This is a genomic window from Allobosea sp. FBZP-16, from assembly GCF_002831785.1.
GTDB classification, from domain to species: Bacteria; Pseudomonadota; Alphaproteobacteria; order Rhizobiales; family Beijerinckiaceae; genus Allobosea; species Allobosea lupini.
In genome coordinates this window covers 82,531-98,731 of the sequence record NZ_LNCQ01000048.1, presented here as the reverse complement: position 1 = coordinate 98,731, position 16,201 = coordinate 82,531, and the positions used below count along the sequence as shown (strand labels likewise).

General features: G+C 66.1%; 21 protein-coding genes. 7 read left to right on the top strand and 14 right to left on the bottom strand.

The window, feature by feature from the left end:
- Positions 1-23 precede the first annotated feature (23 nt).
- A complete protein-coding gene (locus tag CXY91_RS24170; RefSeq protein ID WP_091842862.1) occupies positions 24-425 on the top strand; it encodes a GtrA family protein in 402 nt (133 codons plus the stop codon).
- A 16-nt stretch (positions 426-441) separates the two neighbouring features.
- On the opposite strand, the gene CXY91_RS24165 is transcribed toward CXY91_RS24170, so the two are convergent.
- Genes CXY91_RS24165 through CXY91_RS24155 form a run of 3 tightly spaced genes read right to left on the bottom strand, consistent with a single transcriptional unit; the run spans position 442 to position 2,357 of the window.
- The gene (locus tag CXY91_RS24165) at positions 442-1,131 is read right to left on the bottom strand and encodes an aspartate/glutamate racemase family protein (protein WP_100964057.1); all 690 of its coding nucleotides are present in this window, start codon (positions 1,129-1,131) and stop codon (positions 442-444) included.
- An 18-nt stretch (positions 1,132-1,149) separates the two neighbouring features.
- The gene (locus CXY91_RS24160; protein ID WP_100964055.1) at positions 1,150-1,647 is read right to left on the bottom strand and encodes an anthrone oxygenase family protein; all 498 of its coding nucleotides are present in this window, start codon (positions 1,645-1,647) and stop codon (positions 1,150-1,152) included.
- A complete protein-coding gene (locus tag CXY91_RS24155) occupies positions 1,644-2,357 on the bottom strand; it encodes a class I SAM-dependent methyltransferase (RefSeq protein WP_100964052.1) in 714 nt (237 codons plus the stop codon). The genes CXY91_RS24160 and CXY91_RS24155 overlap by 4 nt, the downstream gene beginning before the upstream one ends.
- Before the next feature lie 145 nt (positions 2,358-2,502).
- On the opposite strand from CXY91_RS24155, the gene CXY91_RS24150 reads away from it, so the two are divergent.
- Together CXY91_RS24150 and CXY91_RS24145 are read left to right on the top strand one after the other, a co-directional pair.
- Positions 2,503-3,759: an SAM-dependent methyltransferase gene (locus CXY91_RS24150; protein ID WP_100964050.1), complete on the top strand. Its 1,257-nt coding sequence runs from the start codon at positions 2,503-2,505 to the stop codon at positions 3,757-3,759.
- 2 nt (positions 3,760-3,761) lie between these two features.
- Positions 3,762-4,568 carry an inositol monophosphatase family protein gene (locus CXY91_RS24145; protein WP_100964048.1) on the top strand — a complete coding sequence of 269 codons (807 nt, stop codon included), beginning with the start codon at positions 3,762-3,764 and terminating at the stop codon, positions 4,566-4,568.
- A 184-nt stretch (positions 4,569-4,752) separates the two neighbouring features.
- Here the strand turns inward: CXY91_RS24145 and CXY91_RS24140 are convergent, their stop codons facing one another.
- The 5 genes from CXY91_RS24140 to CXY91_RS24120 form a co-directional block, all read right to left on the bottom strand.
- Positions 4,753-4,986 (bottom strand): hypothetical protein, encoded by a 234-nt coding sequence (locus CXY91_RS24140; RefSeq protein ID WP_100964046.1) that lies wholly within the window; start codon positions 4,984-4,986, stop codon positions 4,753-4,755.
- Between the two features lie 135 nt (positions 4,987-5,121).
- Positions 5,122-5,331, bottom strand: a complete 210-nt coding sequence (locus CXY91_RS24135; protein ID WP_076441136.1) for a cold-shock protein — start codon at positions 5,329-5,331, stop codon at positions 5,122-5,124.
- A 698-nt stretch (positions 5,332-6,029) separates the two neighbouring features.
- Positions 6,030-6,440, bottom strand: coding sequence for a VOC family protein (locus CXY91_RS24130; RefSeq protein ID WP_100964044.1), 411 nt, complete (start codon positions 6,438-6,440; stop codon positions 6,030-6,032).
- Positions 6,441-6,464: 24 nt separating this feature from the next.
- Positions 6,465-6,800, bottom strand: a complete 336-nt coding sequence (locus CXY91_RS24125; protein ID WP_100964042.1) for a cupin domain-containing protein — start codon at positions 6,798-6,800, stop codon at positions 6,465-6,467.
- A 445-nt stretch (positions 6,801-7,245) separates the two neighbouring features.
- Positions 7,246-8,145: a DMT family transporter gene (locus CXY91_RS24120; protein ID WP_244544066.1), complete on the bottom strand. Its 900-nt coding sequence runs from the start codon at positions 8,143-8,145 to the stop codon at positions 7,246-7,248.
- Between the two features lie 92 nt (positions 8,146-8,237).
- Between CXY91_RS24120 and CXY91_RS24115 the strand changes: the two genes are divergently transcribed.
- Complete coding sequence (locus tag CXY91_RS24115; RefSeq protein ID WP_100964040.1) at positions 8,238-9,170, top strand: LysR substrate-binding domain-containing protein; 933 nt, start codon at positions 8,238-8,240, stop codon at positions 9,168-9,170.
- Positions 9,171-9,305: 135 nt separating this feature from the next.
- On the opposite strand, the gene CXY91_RS24110 is transcribed toward CXY91_RS24115, so the two are convergent.
- Positions 9,306-10,115 (bottom strand): prephenate dehydrogenase, encoded by an 810-nt coding sequence (locus tag CXY91_RS24110; RefSeq protein WP_100964038.1) that lies wholly within the window; start codon positions 10,113-10,115, stop codon positions 9,306-9,308.
- 335 nt (positions 10,116-10,450) lie between these two features.
- Positions 10,451-11,671: a glutamine-hydrolyzing carbamoyl-phosphate synthase small subunit gene (gene carA / locus CXY91_RS24105; RefSeq protein WP_100964036.1), complete on the bottom strand. Its 1,221-nt coding sequence runs from the start codon at positions 11,669-11,671 to the stop codon at positions 10,451-10,453.
- Between the two features lie 133 nt (positions 11,672-11,804).
- Here carA and CXY91_RS24100 point away from each other — a divergent pair, with 133 nt between their 5' ends.
- Together CXY91_RS24100 and CXY91_RS24095 are read left to right on the top strand one after the other, a co-directional pair.
- Positions 11,805-12,266 (top strand): GatB/YqeY domain-containing protein, encoded by a 462-nt coding sequence (locus CXY91_RS24100; protein WP_091842965.1) that lies wholly within the window; start codon positions 11,805-11,807, stop codon positions 12,264-12,266.
- Positions 12,267-12,324: 58 nt separating this feature from the next.
- The gene (locus CXY91_RS24095; protein WP_100964034.1) at positions 12,325-12,822 is read left to right on the top strand and encodes a hypothetical protein; all 498 of its coding nucleotides are present in this window, start codon (positions 12,325-12,327) and stop codon (positions 12,820-12,822) included.
- Between the two features lie 12 nt (positions 12,823-12,834).
- Here the strand turns inward: CXY91_RS24095 and CXY91_RS24090 are convergent, their stop codons facing one another.
- From CXY91_RS24090 to CXY91_RS24075, 4 genes are all read right to left on the bottom strand, one after another.
- Positions 12,835-13,251 carry an NIPSNAP family protein gene (locus tag CXY91_RS24090; RefSeq protein WP_248307615.1) on the bottom strand — a complete coding sequence of 139 codons (417 nt, stop codon included), beginning with the start codon at positions 13,249-13,251 and terminating at the stop codon, positions 12,835-12,837.
- A 76-nt stretch (positions 13,252-13,327) separates the two neighbouring features.
- Entirely contained in the window at positions 13,328-14,254 is a 927-nt protein-coding gene (locus tag CXY91_RS24085) for a LysR family transcriptional regulator (RefSeq protein WP_100964032.1), read from the bottom strand.
- The gene (locus CXY91_RS24080; protein WP_349236606.1) at positions 14,254-14,640 is read right to left on the bottom strand and encodes a type II toxin-antitoxin system VapC family toxin; all 387 of its coding nucleotides are present in this window, start codon (positions 14,638-14,640) and stop codon (positions 14,254-14,256) included. The genes CXY91_RS24085 and CXY91_RS24080 overlap by 1 nt, the downstream gene beginning before the upstream one ends.
- Positions 14,637-14,915 (bottom strand): type II toxin-antitoxin system VapB family antitoxin, encoded by a 279-nt coding sequence (locus CXY91_RS24075; RefSeq protein WP_100964030.1) that lies wholly within the window; start codon positions 14,913-14,915, stop codon positions 14,637-14,639. Before CXY91_RS24075 ends, CXY91_RS24080 begins: the two co-directional genes overlap by 4 nt.
- 123 nt (positions 14,916-15,038) lie before the next feature.
- Here CXY91_RS24075 and dnaG point away from each other — a divergent pair.
- Positions 15,039-16,201 (top strand): DNA primase (gene dnaG, locus CXY91_RS24070; RefSeq protein ID WP_100964028.1); only part of this gene is annotated, 1,163 nt, incomplete at its 3' end.

Here is a 16,201-nt window from a genome sequence, read left to right as displayed (position 1 = left end):
ATCCGGGGTATAGGCATTTCCGGATGCTGCACCGTCTTCCCCGCCAAACGCGCCAGGTCATCGCCTATGCCTTTTCGGGCGTGATGGCGGCGGTCGCGCATTACGGATTGCTGATCGGCCTGGTCGAGCTCGGCCGGGCCGATCCGGTTGCCGCCTCACTCGCCGGCTTCGTGCTCGGCGGCGTCGTCTCCTACGCGCTGAACCGCTGGCTGACCTTCGAGGCGACGCGCAGCCATGGCGAGGCGAGCTGGCGCTTCGGCCTGATCGCCTTCGGCGGCTTCCTGCTCACCGGCGTGCTGATGCACTTCTTCGTCAAGGTTGCCGGTCTGCCCTATCTGCCGATGCAGGTGGTCACCACGCTGATCGTGATGGTCTTCACCTTCGCCGGGCACAAGTTCTTCTCCTTCGCCGATCGGGCGCAGTGAACGGCGGCTCCAGGGTCTAGAGATCACTCAGTGTCTTGCGCCCCGCCGCCAGATCGGCGAGCAGCGCGACATGGACATCCAGTGCGTCGACGACCCGATATCCCGGATCCTGCCCGTCAAAAGCCAGGTTGAGATCGGTTCCGGCAAGGACGATGGCGTCGGCTCCGGCCGCGATCATGCGACGCCCGGCATCGAGAAACAGAACCTGCTGCGAGGCCGAGCAGGTGCCGGCCACGGCAACCTCCTGGTAGGCTTGGCCGAGGGTCTCGATCTCGTCGTCCAGCGCCAAGGCCTCGGTATGTGCGAGCTGGCCGTAAAGGCGGGTACGCATCACCACCCGCGTGCCGAGCAGCCCGACGCGCTTGATGCCCTGCTCGACGAAATAGGCGTCGAGCGGCGTGACGGCGGAGACCAATGGCAAGGGCGACAGCGCCGCGAGCTCGTCGAAGCAGAAATGCGCGCCGAGTGAGGATAGGGCGGCGCAATCGCAACCTGCATCCTCCAGGCGCGTGACCAGCGGAAGAAAGGCCTGCGCCTGCTCGGCCTTGCGGTCGGCCAGATTGTTGCGGATCAGCTCGTGAATCTCGCCATGGACGATCGTCAGGTCGAGCCTGGGCACGCCGCGTGCCGCCGCGGCCGCGGTCAGGCGCTGGTAATAGACCACCGTCGCCGCGACGCCGATGCCGCCGATCAGGCCGATATGCATTGATCTCGTTCTCCGTGATCAGGCCTGGCCGGCGGCGTAGAGCGCCCAGCCGACCAGCAGCAGGCTCGCAAAGCTCGCGATCGTGCGGACATGGTTCCACAGCGTCCACGGACGGGAATAGTCCTGCCACAGCGTCCGCGCCTGCTCGGGATCGGCCGGGATCGTGGCGATGGCAAGCGCCTCGTTCATCGGCACGTTGGCGACGATGGTGACGAGGAAGGTACCGACCAGATAGACGATGGCGGCGAGCGCGAGCAGCAGTGCGACCTGTCCGGCGCCCTGCTTCCACCATAGGCCAGCCGCGACCAGCGCGACCACCGGCGTCCCGAAGAAGGCCGGGAAGAAGATGGCGTTGCGGACGACGATGTTGATGCTCTGCATCGCGGCGATCGCGGCTTTCGGATCGACCGCATCCAGAGCCCACATCACCGACATCGAATAGGCGTAGAAGAAGCCGGCCATGGCACCGGCCAGAGCCAAGGTGACGATGGTGAGTGCGAGCGCGAGCGAGGTCATCGCGTCGGAACTTCCGCCGCCAGCGGCTTCCTAGCCGAGAATGCCATGCGGTGCGGGTTATGGCCGAAATTCGTAATGCGCGTGACGCCGGTGAAGCCCGCGGCCTCGATGAGCGCGGTGATGCCGACGGCGCTGTAGGTCGAGAGGCCGTATTGCGCTCGCAGCTTGCGGTAGTCCGAGAAGACGGTGCGGACGAGGCCGCCGAGCGCCGCGACGAGGAAGCCGCCGCGCCAGGCGAAGCCGAGCAGCTCGGTCGCATCGGTCAAGGCCGAGAGGTCAGGCGGGATCACGTCGGCGAGGATCAGCTCGCCGCCGGGCTTCAGCTTGGCGAGCCAGGTGGCCAGCGCTCGCTTCAGTTCGTCTTCGCTTAGATACTGGATGAGCGAATTGGCGACGACGAGGTCGAGCGAATCATCCGGCAGGGCCTCAACCTCTTCCGGCGAGACCACCGAGAGATTGGCGAGCCTGCCGAAGCGGGCCCTCAGTTTCTCGCGGACGGTCGGAGCAGCTTCGCACAGGATCAGCCTGCCGCTCGCCGCGGCGACAAGATCGGCCGAGAGCGCTTCGCCGCAGCCGACATCGAGCACGCTTGCGTCCTTTGAGGGCACTGCGGCGGCGATATCCTGCGCGATGCGGCGGTAATGCAGGGCCTTGTGACGATCCGAAACGTAGATCGCATGCTCGCCATTCCAGAAATCACGCCAGGACATCGGGTCTCCGTTTCGAGGGTCGCCTTCGCGGCTAGCCCTTAGCATGGCTGCGCCGCGCGTGCAGAGCAGGTTGATTGCCTGCGGGGTTTACGGCACGGCTGCTGAGCCAATAGCTTGCGCGCGACCGACCGGAGCCTGCCCGACCATGCTGCTGTTGCCGAAACTCCTGAAGCGCTCGATCCGCAAGGGCCGGTTGACCGTGATCGCGCCGGACGGAACGCGGCATGTCTTCGGGCCGGGGCGGACTGAGTTCACCTTCGCCGGCAAGCCGGTCGTCGCCGGCGAGGTGACGGTGCGCTTCAAGGATACCAAGATCGAGCGCGAGCTCTTCCTCAATCCCGAGCTGGCATTGGCCGAAGGCTACATGGACCAGCGGATCGAGTTCGAGGACGGCTCGACCATCCACGACCTGCTGACGCTGTTCTGGATCCAGCGCAGCGAACTGCGCAAGCACCCGCTGCAGGCGGCGATCCGCAAGATCCGCTTCAAGATCCGGCGCTGGCGGATGCACAATCCGCTCGGCATCGCCGGCAAGAAGGTCAAGCACCACTACGACATCCCGACCGAGTTCTACCGGCTCTGGCTCGACGAGACGATGACCTATTCCTGCGCTTACTGGCATTCTCCGGACGTCGGCCTGGAGAACGCGCAGAAGGCCAAGCTCCGGCATCTCGCCGCCAAGCTGAAGATCGAGCCGGGCATGAAGGTGCTCGATATCGGCTCGGGCTGGGGCGAGCTCTCGATCTATCTCGCCAAGGCCTGCGGCGCGAAGGTGACCGGCCTCAACGTCTCGCCCGACCAGATGGCGGCGGCGCAGAAGCGGGCGGAAGCCGCCGGCGTCGGCGATGCCGTCAGCTTCATCAACAAGGATTATCGCGAGCTGACCGGGACGTTCGACCGCGTCGTCTCGGTCGGCATGATGGAGCATGTCGGCGTCGCGCATTACCTCGAATATTTCGAGAAGATCCGCGACCTGCTGACCCCCGACGGGATCGCGCTGGTCCACTGCATCGGCCGGGTCGGCCCACCCGGCTTCACCGGCCCGTTCTTCGACAAGTACATCTTCCCCGGCGGCTATGCCCCGGCCCTGTCGGAGGTGTTTGCCGCCGTCGAGCAGACCGGCCTCTGGCATTCCGACTGCGAGTTCTGGCGCCGGCACTATCACTGGACGCTGGAAGCCTGGCGCGAGCGCTTCATGGCGCACCGGCCCGAGGTGGTGACCATGCTGGGCGAGCGCTTCGCGCGGATGTGGGAGTTCTACCTCTCCGCCTGCTCGATCTCCTTCGACATCGGCGGCGACATGGTGTTCCAACTGCTGCTCGGCCCGCACAAGAGCGCCGTGCCGGTGATCCGGGACTACATCACCGAGGCAGAAGCCGAGCTGGAACAGCGGGGCTTCTGACGATGGCGAGGCAGGAGCTGATCCAGCCGGTCTGCGACCTGCTGCACGAGGTCGCGGCCGAGGTGGTGATGCCGCGCTTCCGCAAGCTGGCGGAAGCCGAGGTCCGGGTGAAATCGCCGGGCGAGGAGGTCACGATCGCGGACGAAGAGGCCGAGCGTCTGCTCACTCTCCGGCTGCCGGCGCTGCTGCCCGGATCGCGGGTGATCGGCGAGGAGGCGGTCTCGGCGCAGCCGGAGCTGCTGCAGGGGCTGGGCGAGGGCACTGTCTTCGTCGTCGACCCCGTCGATGGGACCTCGAACTTCGTCAAGGGCAGCCCGTGCTTCTCGATGATGGTGGCGCTGCTGCGCGAGGGCGAGCCGGTCGCCTCGTGGATGCTCAGCCCGGCGACCGGGACCATCCATGTCGCCGAGCGCGGCGGCGGCGCCTGGGTCGATGGGAAACGCGTCCGGGTGGGACAGCCGCCGCAATGGACCGGGCTGCGCGGCGGCGTGCTCACCCGCTTCCTGCCGGCGGAGATGACGGCGCGGGTGCAGGCCAATGGCCGGGACCTTGCCGCCATCCTGCCCGGCATGCATTGCGCCGGCGAGGACTATCCGGCGATCGTGCGCGGCGAGCAGCATTTCGTGATGTTCTGGCGTGGCCTGCCCTGGGACCATGCGCCGGGCACGCTTTTCCTGGAAGAGGCCGGCGGCCGAGCGGCGCGCTTCGACGGGCGCCCCTACAGGCCGGCCGAGCCGGGCTTCGGCATCCTGGCGGCGCAGACGCCGCAGCTGTGGGACGAACTGCAGCGGCGGCTGTTGGCTGATTGAGGCGAGCCGGCTCTCGGCAAGCACAACCGTCCCGGCGGCTTGTCACCGCAGGCCTTTTGAACCGTCATTCAAGAAAGGAAACGGGGCGGGGCTGCATTGCATCCTGCAACTGCCTGGCCAATGCCGAGGCCGCGCGATGGGCCAGTGCCCATCGAGGGCCGGAATGCCCGCCCCCGGTAGCCGATCAGGCCGGGACGATCTTGCGGCGTGTCTTGGACTTGGCTGGGGAGAGAGCCTGGGCCTCGCGGTCGAGTGCTTCCTTATGCAACCGCAGCTGCCTCAGCTTCGCAGTATTCGCGTCTCGGGCCTGAGCGATGCTGTCTGCCTCGGAGATGATCCGATTGCGGGCCAGCGCCTGTGTCTGCACCTTCAGGAAATTGTTGTCGGCATCGGTGCGTTGCCTTGAATGTTCAGCCAAATTGGCCTCCGTTTGGTTTTGATCGCCGGGTCAGGCACATAAAAAAGGCCAAGCATTCGCTTGGCCTTTCCTCGGAAATCGTTCCAGTCAGTGGTGCCGGTACATCCATGGTCACCGCGACGAATGATGACCGGATCACGCAGCCTGAAGCTGCTCGGCAGCCATCTTGCCAGACCGATTGTCGCGAGCGACCTCGAAACCGATCTTCTGGCCTTCCTGAAGATCGCGCATGCCAGCCCGCTCGACGGCGGAGATATGCACGAAGACGTCCTGGCTGCCATCGTCAGGCTGAATAAAGCCGAAGCCTTTGGTGGAATTGAACCATTTCACTGTGCCGGTGGTCATTGAAGAACCCTCCTGTTGGCAAGACCTGTCGTCCGCCATGCGAATGCTCGGCGGATTCAGAACGATTTTGAAAGGGGAGTTCGTCAGAAACGCGCCGAAGCGCGAAAATAAAACTAACCGTCCGAGCAAATATCGACGAAAATACTTCTAGGATTCTATGAGGTTCATGTCAATTCATTTGTTCGTTTATTTTTATCTCGAATGTAAAAATTTCGAGCGTTTTTTGGATTTTGCTGAAAAGAAACCTGCTTTCCGGATCAGTTTTGGTGAAAATCTACTGCTTTTTCTGTCGGCTTTTTCGTGCGGAACGCCGCGAGGTGCAGCCGCTGGCGCGTGTCGAGGCGCGTCGATTTGGCGGCCGCCTCGCCCAGCGGTGACTTCCATCAGGTTGATGCGTGATCACCACCCGACCGAGCCCGAGATGGGTCGTCATCGGCCAGCTGAAACTGGGCAAACTCGAGTGGCTGCAAATGACGCTCCGTGGCTGCAGCCACTCGCCCGTTCAGTCCAGCCGCAAAGAGCAAGAACTTCCCGGAATTGTCCTTGGGCGCGCTATGCTCTTCACCATCGCACGGTCGCTGTTCGCGACAGGCTGCCTGCCGGTTTGTCGAGGCAGGGCGTGACGGACGGGCAGGGCGCTTTCGACGCCCGCGACATCGCTCGGGCCAACCCGGCCCATGTAGTGCTCGGCGGCGCGGCTAAACCGCCGGCATCGCTGTCATGTCGGCGAAGACGGCTTCGAAGGTGTGGCCGTCGGCGTCCTCGAAGGCGCGGTTGTAGAGCCAGCCCAAATCGGTCGCCGGCCGCGGATCGGCCTTGCCGCCTGCTGCCGCTGCCGCCGCGACCATGGCGTCGACCTCGGCGCGGCTCGCCAGCGTGAGCGCCAGCAGCACCTGCGCCCCGGCTTGGGCGTCGGCGACGGGCTTGCTGACGAACGTCGCGAAATAGTCGCGGGTCAGCAGCTGGAAGGTGATCGTCTCGGACCAGACCATGCTCGACGACTGGTGATCGCTGAAATCCGGGTTCTGCCTGCAGCCGATCGCCTCGTAGACGCGCGTCGCGGCGCCGATGTCGGCGACGGGCAGGTTGACGAAGATCATCTTGGACATGGTCAGTCTCCTTGCTGAGCGATTTCACAGGTTCTGCTGCAGGATTCGCCCGTTCGGGTGGACGCAGATCAGTTCGAGCCGGCCGTCGCCGACATTCTCGAAGCGATGCGGGATGTCGGCCGCAGCGACGACGACGTCGCGGGGATAGCCGCGCGTCGTTTCGCCGCCGACAGTGAACTCGGCCTCGCCCTTGCGGACGATCCAGGTCTCTGAATAGGGGTGGACGTGCAGCATCGAGCCCTGGCCCGGCTCGGCGTCGACGATGAAGAACGAAACCGGGCCGCCGAGCTTCTCACCCTCGAAGCGCACGGTGCGGTTGGCGCCGCGCTGCTGATCTTCGGACCGAAGGACGTTGAACATAGCTGCCTCCCTGGGCTGATCGCGGACTGAGTTATCTTGACGGAAAGATATCTAACTGAGGGGTATCTTTCTGTCAAGATAATTATCTTTGCGCCAAGATATCTCGGCGAGCGAACGCTGGGAGGGGGCGACCGCCTGCGCCGGCAATGATCCTGGGATCGACGCGAGCTGAGCAATAGCGCAGGGCGATCAATGAAGGCAGGTCGTGCCCGAGCTTGACCTACGGCTGTCCGGTCGAGCGCTGGACGAGCCGCGTATCCCTTCTCTCCTTGCAGGAGAAGGTGGCCCGCAAGGTCGGATGCGAGGTCGCGCGGGTCCTGACAGTCAACGAAATACGACGCCGGACTTGCGATCAGCGTCGCGCGACCGCTCACGCTAACCCTCTCCCGCAAGGGGAGAGGGGATCGCGTGAGCGCTGTGCGCCGCCCGAGAATGACGATGAGGTTCAGCGCTTCAGGTTGACGAGGACTACTCCAGCCAGGGCCATGGCGCCGCCGATCAGGCCGAGCGCGGTCGGGACCTCGCCGAGCCAGAGAAAGCTGATCAGCATCGCCGCCGGCGGCACGCAGTACTGGAAGTTGGCGGCGCGGGCGGCCGGCAGGCGCGACAGGGTGATCGCCCAGGTGCCGTAGGCGACGACGCTGGAGACCAGAGCGAGCCAGATTACCGACCAGATCGCCTGCGCCGGGGCCGCCGGCAACTGCTCCAGCGCGCCGGGCAGGAACGGCGTCAGGGCAAGGCCGCCGATCGCCATGTTCCAGGCCGCGACGGTGAGCGGCTTGTGGCGGGCAAAGAGCGGCTTCTGCACCACGGTCGAGACCGAGTTGCACAGGGCAGCACCGAGGATCAGCAGGACGCTGACGCCGATATTGAGGTCGAGCCCGTTGCCAATCGCGATGACGCCGATGCCGGCGAAGGCGAGCGCGGTGCCGGTCCAGGCGAGGGCGCTGAAGCGCTCGTTCAGGACCAGCATGGCGAGCGCCGCCGTCATGATCGGGTTGGTGTTGATGATGAAGCTCGCCGCGCCCGCCGGAACGACGCGCTGGCCGAGATTGAGGAAGATCGCATAGAGCGCGATGAAGACGATGCCGCCGGTGAGGAAGCGCCAGATATCGGCGCGCTCGGGCAGCTTCGGCCGCGTCACGATCAGGAAGAGCGCGGCGAACACGCCGGCGATGGCGAAGCGCAGCGCCGCCAGCTCGAGTGCGCCGAAGCCGGAAAGGCCGGCCCGGATCGCGGGGAAGGAGGAGGCCCAGGCGATCACGGTGAAGGGGATGGTGAAGAGCAGCATGGCGTCGAGGGTGGAGCCGGGCCGGGAGGACGCGGCGGAGGGGACGGTTGTCATGGCAGGCCTCAAAGGCTGGTGACGGTTCGCCTTCGGATAAGCGCCTCGGTGAGCTGATTGACAAACGAGTAATTCGATGGCGAGCTGTGAACATGGATCACAGCTCGCCACTTCCGCCGCTGGACACGCTACGCGCCTTCGAGGCCGCCGCCCGCTCGGGCAGCTTCTCGGCTGCGGCCGAGGCGCTGAACCTGACCCATGGCGCGATCTCCCGGCAGGTCGCCAAGCTCGAGCATTGGCTCGGCCTGCGCGTGTTCGAGCGCCAGGCGCGCGGCGTCGCGCTGACGCCGGAGGGGCAGCGGCTGTTCCAGCGCACGCAGGAGGCATTCTCGGTCTTCGCCGACTCATCCGACCGTTGGAGCGAACCGCGCGGGACGGCGGTGGTGCGCTTCAGTGCGACGCCTTCCGTCTGCTCGCTCTGGCTGATGCCGCGCTGGCAGCTTCTGGAGAGCGGCGATCCCGCCGTGCGGATCATGCTGCAGGTCGATCACCGCAAGGTCGACCTCGAGGAGGAGGGCATCGACCTCGCCATTCGCTGCGGCCGCGGCGGCACGCCGGGCCGGGTCTCGGTGCAGCTCTTCGAGGAGTGGTGCTACCCCGTCGCCTCGCCGGAGCTGGCCAGGGCGATCGGCGAGGGCAGGCCGGAGCGCTTTCTCGACCAGCCGCTGATCCACGATTCGGATGCTGCCGGCTGGCGCGCCTGGTTCAATGCCCAGGGGCTCGATTTCCGGCCGCGCCAGCAGGACCGGCGCTTCGAGGACTACAATCTCGTGCTCGACGCCGCTGCCAGCGGGCTCGGCGTCGCCTTGTCGCGCCCGCCTCTGGCGCAGGCGCAGGTCGATGCCGGGCGGATCGCCAGGGTCGATCAGCGCACGGCGCTCAACCCGGTCTCCTACTGGCTCGACCGGCCTATGGGGCAGCCACGGCCGGCGGCGGTCGCGCTGGCGACAAGGATCGCGCATCAGGCCGGGCTGTCGGCAGGCAAGCTCGCGGGCTTCCTGAGGACCGAGGCGAAAGCGGCCTAGCCATCGTCGGCAGGAAAGAGCGCGGGGAACCCTCTCCTGGAAGGAGAGGGCAGGGTGAAGTGTAGGCTGTTGGACCAGTGACACGAGCGGTCAACGCGCGGTCAGGTTCAAGCCAACGTTTTCAGTCCGAACACCTCACCCAACCCTCTCCTTCCAGGAGAGGGCTCCCGCGTCCCGCTGGTCGAAGCACGAAGCGGCATCCCGGTCGAGATGCGCCCGCATCTCCTCGGCGAGCGCGAAGAAGCGGTCGCGCACCGGCCGTGCATGCGGGTTGGCCTGCTCGATGGCGAGGAAGACGGCCGGGCTGTCATGGCGGACCATCTCGGTTGCGCGCATCAGCAGGTCGAAGCTCGCGGTTGTCATGCGCCGCGGCAGCGGCTCCATCGCGACCAGGATCTTGGCGATGAGATGGGTCAGGCCCTGGACCATGGCGGCCTCGCGGTCATGCGCCTCCGGCGTCGTCATAATCACCTTGAGACCAAGCATGCGGCGCAGGAAGGCCGCTATGCGCCAGGCGCTGGCGCCGCGGATCGGGCAGATCGCGATCTTGAGGCCGGCAATGCCGTTGCGGCCGCTCTGCGGGCCGAAAAGCGGATGGGTACCGACGATTTCGACATCCGCGGGCAGCTCGGCGAGCATGCTCATGGCTGGGCCGATCTTGACCGAGCCGACATCGACGACGATCGCGCCGGCGCGCAGATGCGGCCGCAAGGTCGCGATCGCCTCGGAGAGCGACGCGACCGGCACGGCGAGGATCACGATGTCACAGGCGGCGATCTCGGCGGGATCGGCGGCGATGATGCCACCGGCGGCCGCATCGGCCGGCAGCGCTGGATCGAATGCGATCAGATGGCAATGCGGGCGGAGATGGCGGGCGATCAGGCGGCCGAAGGCGCCAAAGCCCATCAGGCCGACGGAGGGAGTGGTGATATTCGGGAAAAACATCGCGTGATCCTCTGGAGGGGCCGCGATGCCGGGTGACTGCCTGATTTCAACCGCCAGCGCGGCGGTTGAGACATGAAAATGCCACCGCCTCTATGAGGACGGGGCGTAATAGTTGCGGGCGAGCAGGCAGGCAAAGGTCATGGCGCGCATAAAGCGCGCGCGCAGGGGCCTGTCAATCCTGGGAGCTTTATGAACCAGCTCCGTGTCATCCCGGCCGTAGCGCAGCGAAGAGCCGGGATCCATTCCTGAACCGTTCCGGAATGGATCCCGGGTCTCCCTTCCGTCGCCCGGGATGACCGTGCAACCTTGATATCAGCTGCGGAAAACGGGCCGCCTCAAGCGGCCTTCTTCGCCTTCTCCGTCTCCATCAGCTCGACGAAGCGGGTGAAGAGGTAATGGCTGTCCTGCGGGCCGGGTGAGGCTTCCGGATGGTGCTGGACGCTGAAGGCCGGGCGGTCGGTCAGGGCGAGGCCGCAGTTCGAACCGTCGAAGAGCGAGACATGGGTCTCGGTCGCGTTGGCCGGCAGCGTCGCCGGATCGACGGCGAAACCGTGGTTCATCGAGACGATCTCGACCTTGCCCGTGGTCTTGTCCTGGACCGGATGATTGGCGCCGTGATGGCCCTGCTTCATCTTCATGGTCTGGCCGCCGATGGCGAGCGCCAGCATCTGGTGGCCGAGGCAGATGCCGAAGGTCGGGATCTTGCGGTCGAGCAGTTCCCTGATCACCGGCACGGCATATTCGCCGGTCGCGGCCGGGTCGCCCGGGCCGTTCGACAGGAAGACGCCGTCGGGGTTGAGGGCGAGGATGTCCTTGGCCGATGCGGTCGAGGGCACGACCTCGACCTCGCAGCCGGCCTTGGCCAGCAGGCGCAGGATGTTGCGCTTGACGCCGTAGTCGATGGCGACGACGCGATGCGCCGCGCTCTCGCGCTTGCCGTAGCCGCGCGGCCAGAGCCAGGGCGTCTCGTTCCAGTCATAGCGCTGGGTCGCGGCAACGAGCGGCACGAGGTCGAGCCCGGCCATGTCGGGGAGGGCGGCGGCCTCCTTCTTCAGGGCCTCGATGTCGAAATTACCGGCCGGATCATGGGCGATGACGGCGTTGGGCATGCCGTTCTCGCGGATCAGGGCGGTCAGGGCGCGGGTGTCGACGCCGCTGATGCCGACGATGTTGCGGGCCTTGAGCCAGGCGTCGAGATGCTTGGCGGCGCGCCAGTTCGAGGGCTGGGTGACCTCGGCATGCAGCACGATGCCACGCACGCCGGAGGAGGCGGCGGCGTTGACCGTCTCGGTGTCCTCCTCGTTGACGCCGACATTGCCGATATGCGGGAAGGTGAAGGTGATGATCTGCCCGGCATAGGACGGGTCGGTCAGGATTTCCTGATAGCCGGTCATCGCCGTGTTGAAGCAGACCTCGCCGGCCGCCTGCGCGATCGCGCCGAGGCCGAAGCCTTCGAGCACCGTGCCGTCGGCCAGCACCAGCACGGCAGTCGCGCGCGGCTCGACCCAGCCCTCTTGCCCGCCTTGCGCGGCGGGGTTTCCTTCGTGAGCGGTCATGTCTATGTCTCGTCCAGGCCGCTGGAAGCTGCGGCAAGCGTGAAGGCTGCGCGAAATGGCGCTGCCGGTCTGGAGCGCGAGCCTTAATCAGGCGGCCGCGCCCCGTCAATGAATGAAGAAGGTTCGTACCATCATGTCCACTCTGCGCGAGCAGTTCACTGCCGACCTCAAGACCGCGATGAAGGCCGGCGAGAAGGGCAAGGTCGCTGCCATCCGCTTGATCCAGTCGGCGCTGAAGGACAAGGACATCGAGGCGCGCGGCGCCGGCAAGGGCGAGGCGACGCCGGACGAAATCCTCGCCTTGCTGCAGAAGATGATCAAGCAGCGCCAGGAATCGATCGCGATCTACGACGCCAATGGCCGGCCCGAGCTCGCCGAGGGCGAGCGCGCCGAGGTCGCGGTGATCTCGTCCTACCTGCCCAAGCAGATGAGCGACGAGGAGATCAAGGCGGCGATCGAGGAGGTCATCGCCGAGACCGGCGCATCCGCCGTCAAGGACATGGGCAAGGTCATCGGCGCGCTGCGCGCGGCTTACGCCGGCCAGATGGACTTCGCCAAGGTCTCGCCTATGGTGAAGCAGTTGCTGGGCGGCTGATCCGCGGGCGGCATTTTCGCCAGATCGACGGACAGCGTTTCGGCAAAGGAGGCTTCCGATGTCGAAACGATCGATCGCTATCCTGACGCTCGGTCTGACCCTGCATGGCTCGGCTGCTCTGGCTCAATCCGAAGGCTGGGGTACCGGCTACCAGATGGGCACCTCCTATGCCGGGGTGAACGGTGCCGACGGGACGCGGCTCACCTTCTATTGCGGCGCTGCGGCGGCGGCCCGCGCCAATCCGGCGATTGCGGGCGGCCCCTATCTGATCGCCGTCCTGCCCAAGACGCAGCTCAAGGACGCCCTGCCGTCGGCGATCGAGATCGTGGCCGACGGCAAGGCGACGCGGGTGCCGGTCACGGCGCAGGCGGGCATCGACGAGGTCGAACTGACCTGGAAACCCGACGGCAGTTTCGGCGCTGCGCAGATGAAGCCGGTGGTGGCAGCCTTGCGCGATGCGACGCGCATTGAATTGCGGGCCGGCGACGCCGCTGTCCTGCTGCCGACCGAGGGCGTGGCGAAAGCCCTGGCGGACGACCCGCTGCAGTGTCCTTAGAGAGGCGTCTGCTCAGGGCGAATAGCTCGTGCGCTGCATCACGCGCTCCTCGATTCCGCCGACCAGGCGGCCGTGCTCGGCCGAGGTGCGCTCCTTGATCGCAGACCATTCCGCGTCCTGCATGAAGCTGGCCCAGGTCTGGCGCATGGTCGCCTCGTCGGGCCAGCGCAGGACGTAGATGAATTCCGTGCGGTCCTTGGTCCTGGCCTCCCACATCGCGGCGATGTCGAAGCCATAGGTTTTCATGATGCGGGCGGCGTGGTCGCGGAAGCGGGCGTGAAACGCCTCCTTGTTGCTCTCGAAGATCTCGTAGATGCGCAATTGCTCGATCATGGTCACTCGTTCGGTTGCCGAGGTCGGGGTGGTGAAAAGGGCGGCCGCGGCCAGGGCCGCGCCGATCAGGCCCCATCGTCGCAAGTGGCGTGGCATGGCAAAGACCCTCCTGCTGTTGCTGTCGAGGAGAGGCTGCCAGCCGCGATGATCGCGGTAAAATATATTGTTTGTTCTAGTTTGATATGAATTGCATATCGCGGGCCACGTGCCTGAGCACGGCTAGGAAGTTGTCGCGGGCCAGCGAATGGCGCGTCGCATCCCAGGCCGCGATCAGCTCGATATTGGTCATCTCCGGCGGCGCCTCGACGGCGATCGGCCGGAAGGCGACCCCGGCGCGCGGCATCAGCGCCAGCGAGGCCGGGATCAGCGAGACGCCGAGGCCGCTCGCGACCAGGCTGGCGATGGTCTGCATCTGGCGCGCTTCCTGAACGATGCGCGGCGAGAAGCCGGCGAGGCGGCAGAGCCCGATGATCTGGTCGTGGAAGCCGATGCCGAGCTGGCGCGGCGTGCCGATGAACTCGGTGCCGGCGAGGGCGGCGAGAGGGATGCTCTCCTCTCCGGCGAGGGGGTGGTCATCCGGCAGTGCGGCGAGAATCGGCTCGCGCAGCAGGGTTTCGCTGGCGAGCTGAGCCACCATGATGCCGGGCTGGCGCATCAGGCCGATATCGGCCTCGCCCGCGGTGATCGCTGCGAGCTGCTCGCCCGTGGTCGCCTCGCGCAGGACGAGCTCGATGCCGGGGAATTGCGCGCGGAAGCGGCGCAGCGCCAGAGGCAGCAGGTCATGGGCCGTGCCGACGAAGCTGATCGCGAGCCGGCCGGCCTGGCCGGCGGCGACGGCCTGCGCTTCGCGGATGCCCTCATCGAGCTGGGCGAGGATGTGCCGGGCGCTGACGAGGAAGGCCGCGCCGGCGGGCGTCAGCGCGACGCTGCGGTTGCTGCGCTCGAACAGAGATAAGCCAAGCGTGTCCTCGAGCTTGCGGATGGCCTGGCTCAGCGGCGGCTGCGCCATGTGCAGCCGTTCGGCCGCGCGGTGGAAGTTCAATTCCTCGGCGACGGCGATGAACTGGCGCAGCAGCCGTGTCTCGACCGCTGGCGGCATCAGGCCCGCTCGATGTCGGTCTGCGTGAAATCCTCGCCCTTGTAGAGCAGCGGCCAGCCGCGCGACCTGGCCAAAGCGTAGGCCGCGCAGTCACCCATGTTCAGCTTGGCGGGATGGCGGCCCTTGCCGTAGCGGCGATAGGCGTCGAAGGCGAATTCGATGCCTTCCTTATCGAACGGCACGATCTCGATCTGCCACCGGGACAGGAGATTGTTCAACAGAATCGATTCGAGACCACGGCCGAGTTCGAGGACGAGCCGTGCTTCCAACAAGTTGGTGGCCGAAATGCAGCGATGTGGTGCGAGGGCGATGCGTTCGAGCAGGGCCTGAGCGTCGTGCTCACCGGTTATGATCGCGACGACTGCCGAGGCGTCGATAACGATCATCCCCACATTCCGTTCTCGTCATAGCCGACGATATCGTCCATCTCCTCCTTGGTCATGGAACGCTCGGCCGGCTTGATGCCGTACTTCTTGTAGAACTCCTTCATCCAGGCATGCGCCGCCGTCACCCGCCGCGCCTTCTCCTCCTCGGACAATTCGTCCTTGTCGAGCTCGCTCCTGACGGCCATGCGCACGGCCTCTGTCAGGCTGAGGCCGCGCCGGCGCGCCAGCTGGCGCACCGCTTTCTCCGTCTCCGGGTCCTTGATGTTGAGCGCCACGGCTTTCTTCCTTTTTCGCGATTTTCTTTATCATATGGGGCTTGCTGTGGATATGGACCATAAGCCCGACAAGGGCGCCTTCAGGAGTTGGCAAGCGGGCTCGCAGCGGCCAGATAGGGAGCCATGAAGTTCCCGCCCTCCGTCCTCGAGGAGATCAAGGCGCGGCTGCCTGTTTCGGCGGTCGTGGGCAAGCGCGTGCGCCTCGCCAAGGCCGGCCGCGAATGGAAGGGGCTTTCGCCCTTCAATGCCGAGAAGACGCCGTCCTTCTTTGTCAACGACCAGAAGGGCTCCTTCTTCGATTTCTCCTCCGGCAAGAACGGCGACATCTTCAAGTTCGTGATGGAGACCGAGGGGCTGTCCTTCCCTGAAGCGGTCGAAAAGCTCGCCTCGGAAGCCGGCGTCACCCTGCCGAAGGTCTCCTTCGAGGCGCAGGTCCAGGAGGAGAAGCGCAAGGGGCTGCACGAGGTCGTCGAGCTGGCGGCGCGCTTCTTCGAGGCCGAGCTGCAATCGGAGCGCGGCGGGCTGGCGCGGCGCTATCTCTCGGGGCGCGGGTTGGAAGGGCAGGCGCGCCAGCTCTTCCGCATCGGCTATGCCCCGCCGGACCGCTTCGCGCTGCGCGACCATCTCGCGGCTAAGGGCGTCGGCGCCGATGCGATGATGGAGACGGGGCTGCTGGTGCATGGCGAGGAGATCGCCGTGCCCTATGACCGCTTCCGCGATCGGATCATGTTCCCGATCCACGATGCGCGCGGTCGCGTCGTCGCCTTCGGCGGCCGGGCGATGAGCGCCGATGTCCCGGCCAAGTATCTGAACTCGCCTGAGACGCCGCTCTTCCACAAGGGCGCGCTGCTGTTCAACCACCACAATGCCCGCAAAGCCGCGCACGACACCGGCCAGGTCATCGTGGTCGAGGGCTATGTCGACGTCATCGCCATGACGATGGCCGGCTTCCCGCAGGTGGTGGCACCGCTCGGCACGGCGCTGACCGAGGACCAGCTTTCGCTGCTCTGGCGCATGGCGGGCGAACCGGTGATCTGCCTCGACGGCGACAAGGCCGGCCGCAAGGCGGCGGGCCGGGCGATCGACCTCGCGCTGCCCTTGTTGGAGCCGGGGCGCTCGCTCTCCTTCGCGCTTTTGCCGGAAGGGCAGGATCCGGATGATCTCGCCCGCTCGGGTGGCAAGCCCGCGGTCGCCGAGGTGATCGGTTCGGCCAAGCCGCTCGTCGACATGCTCTGGGCCCGTGAATTCGAGGCGAGCCAGCTCGACACGCCCGAGCGGCGCGCCGC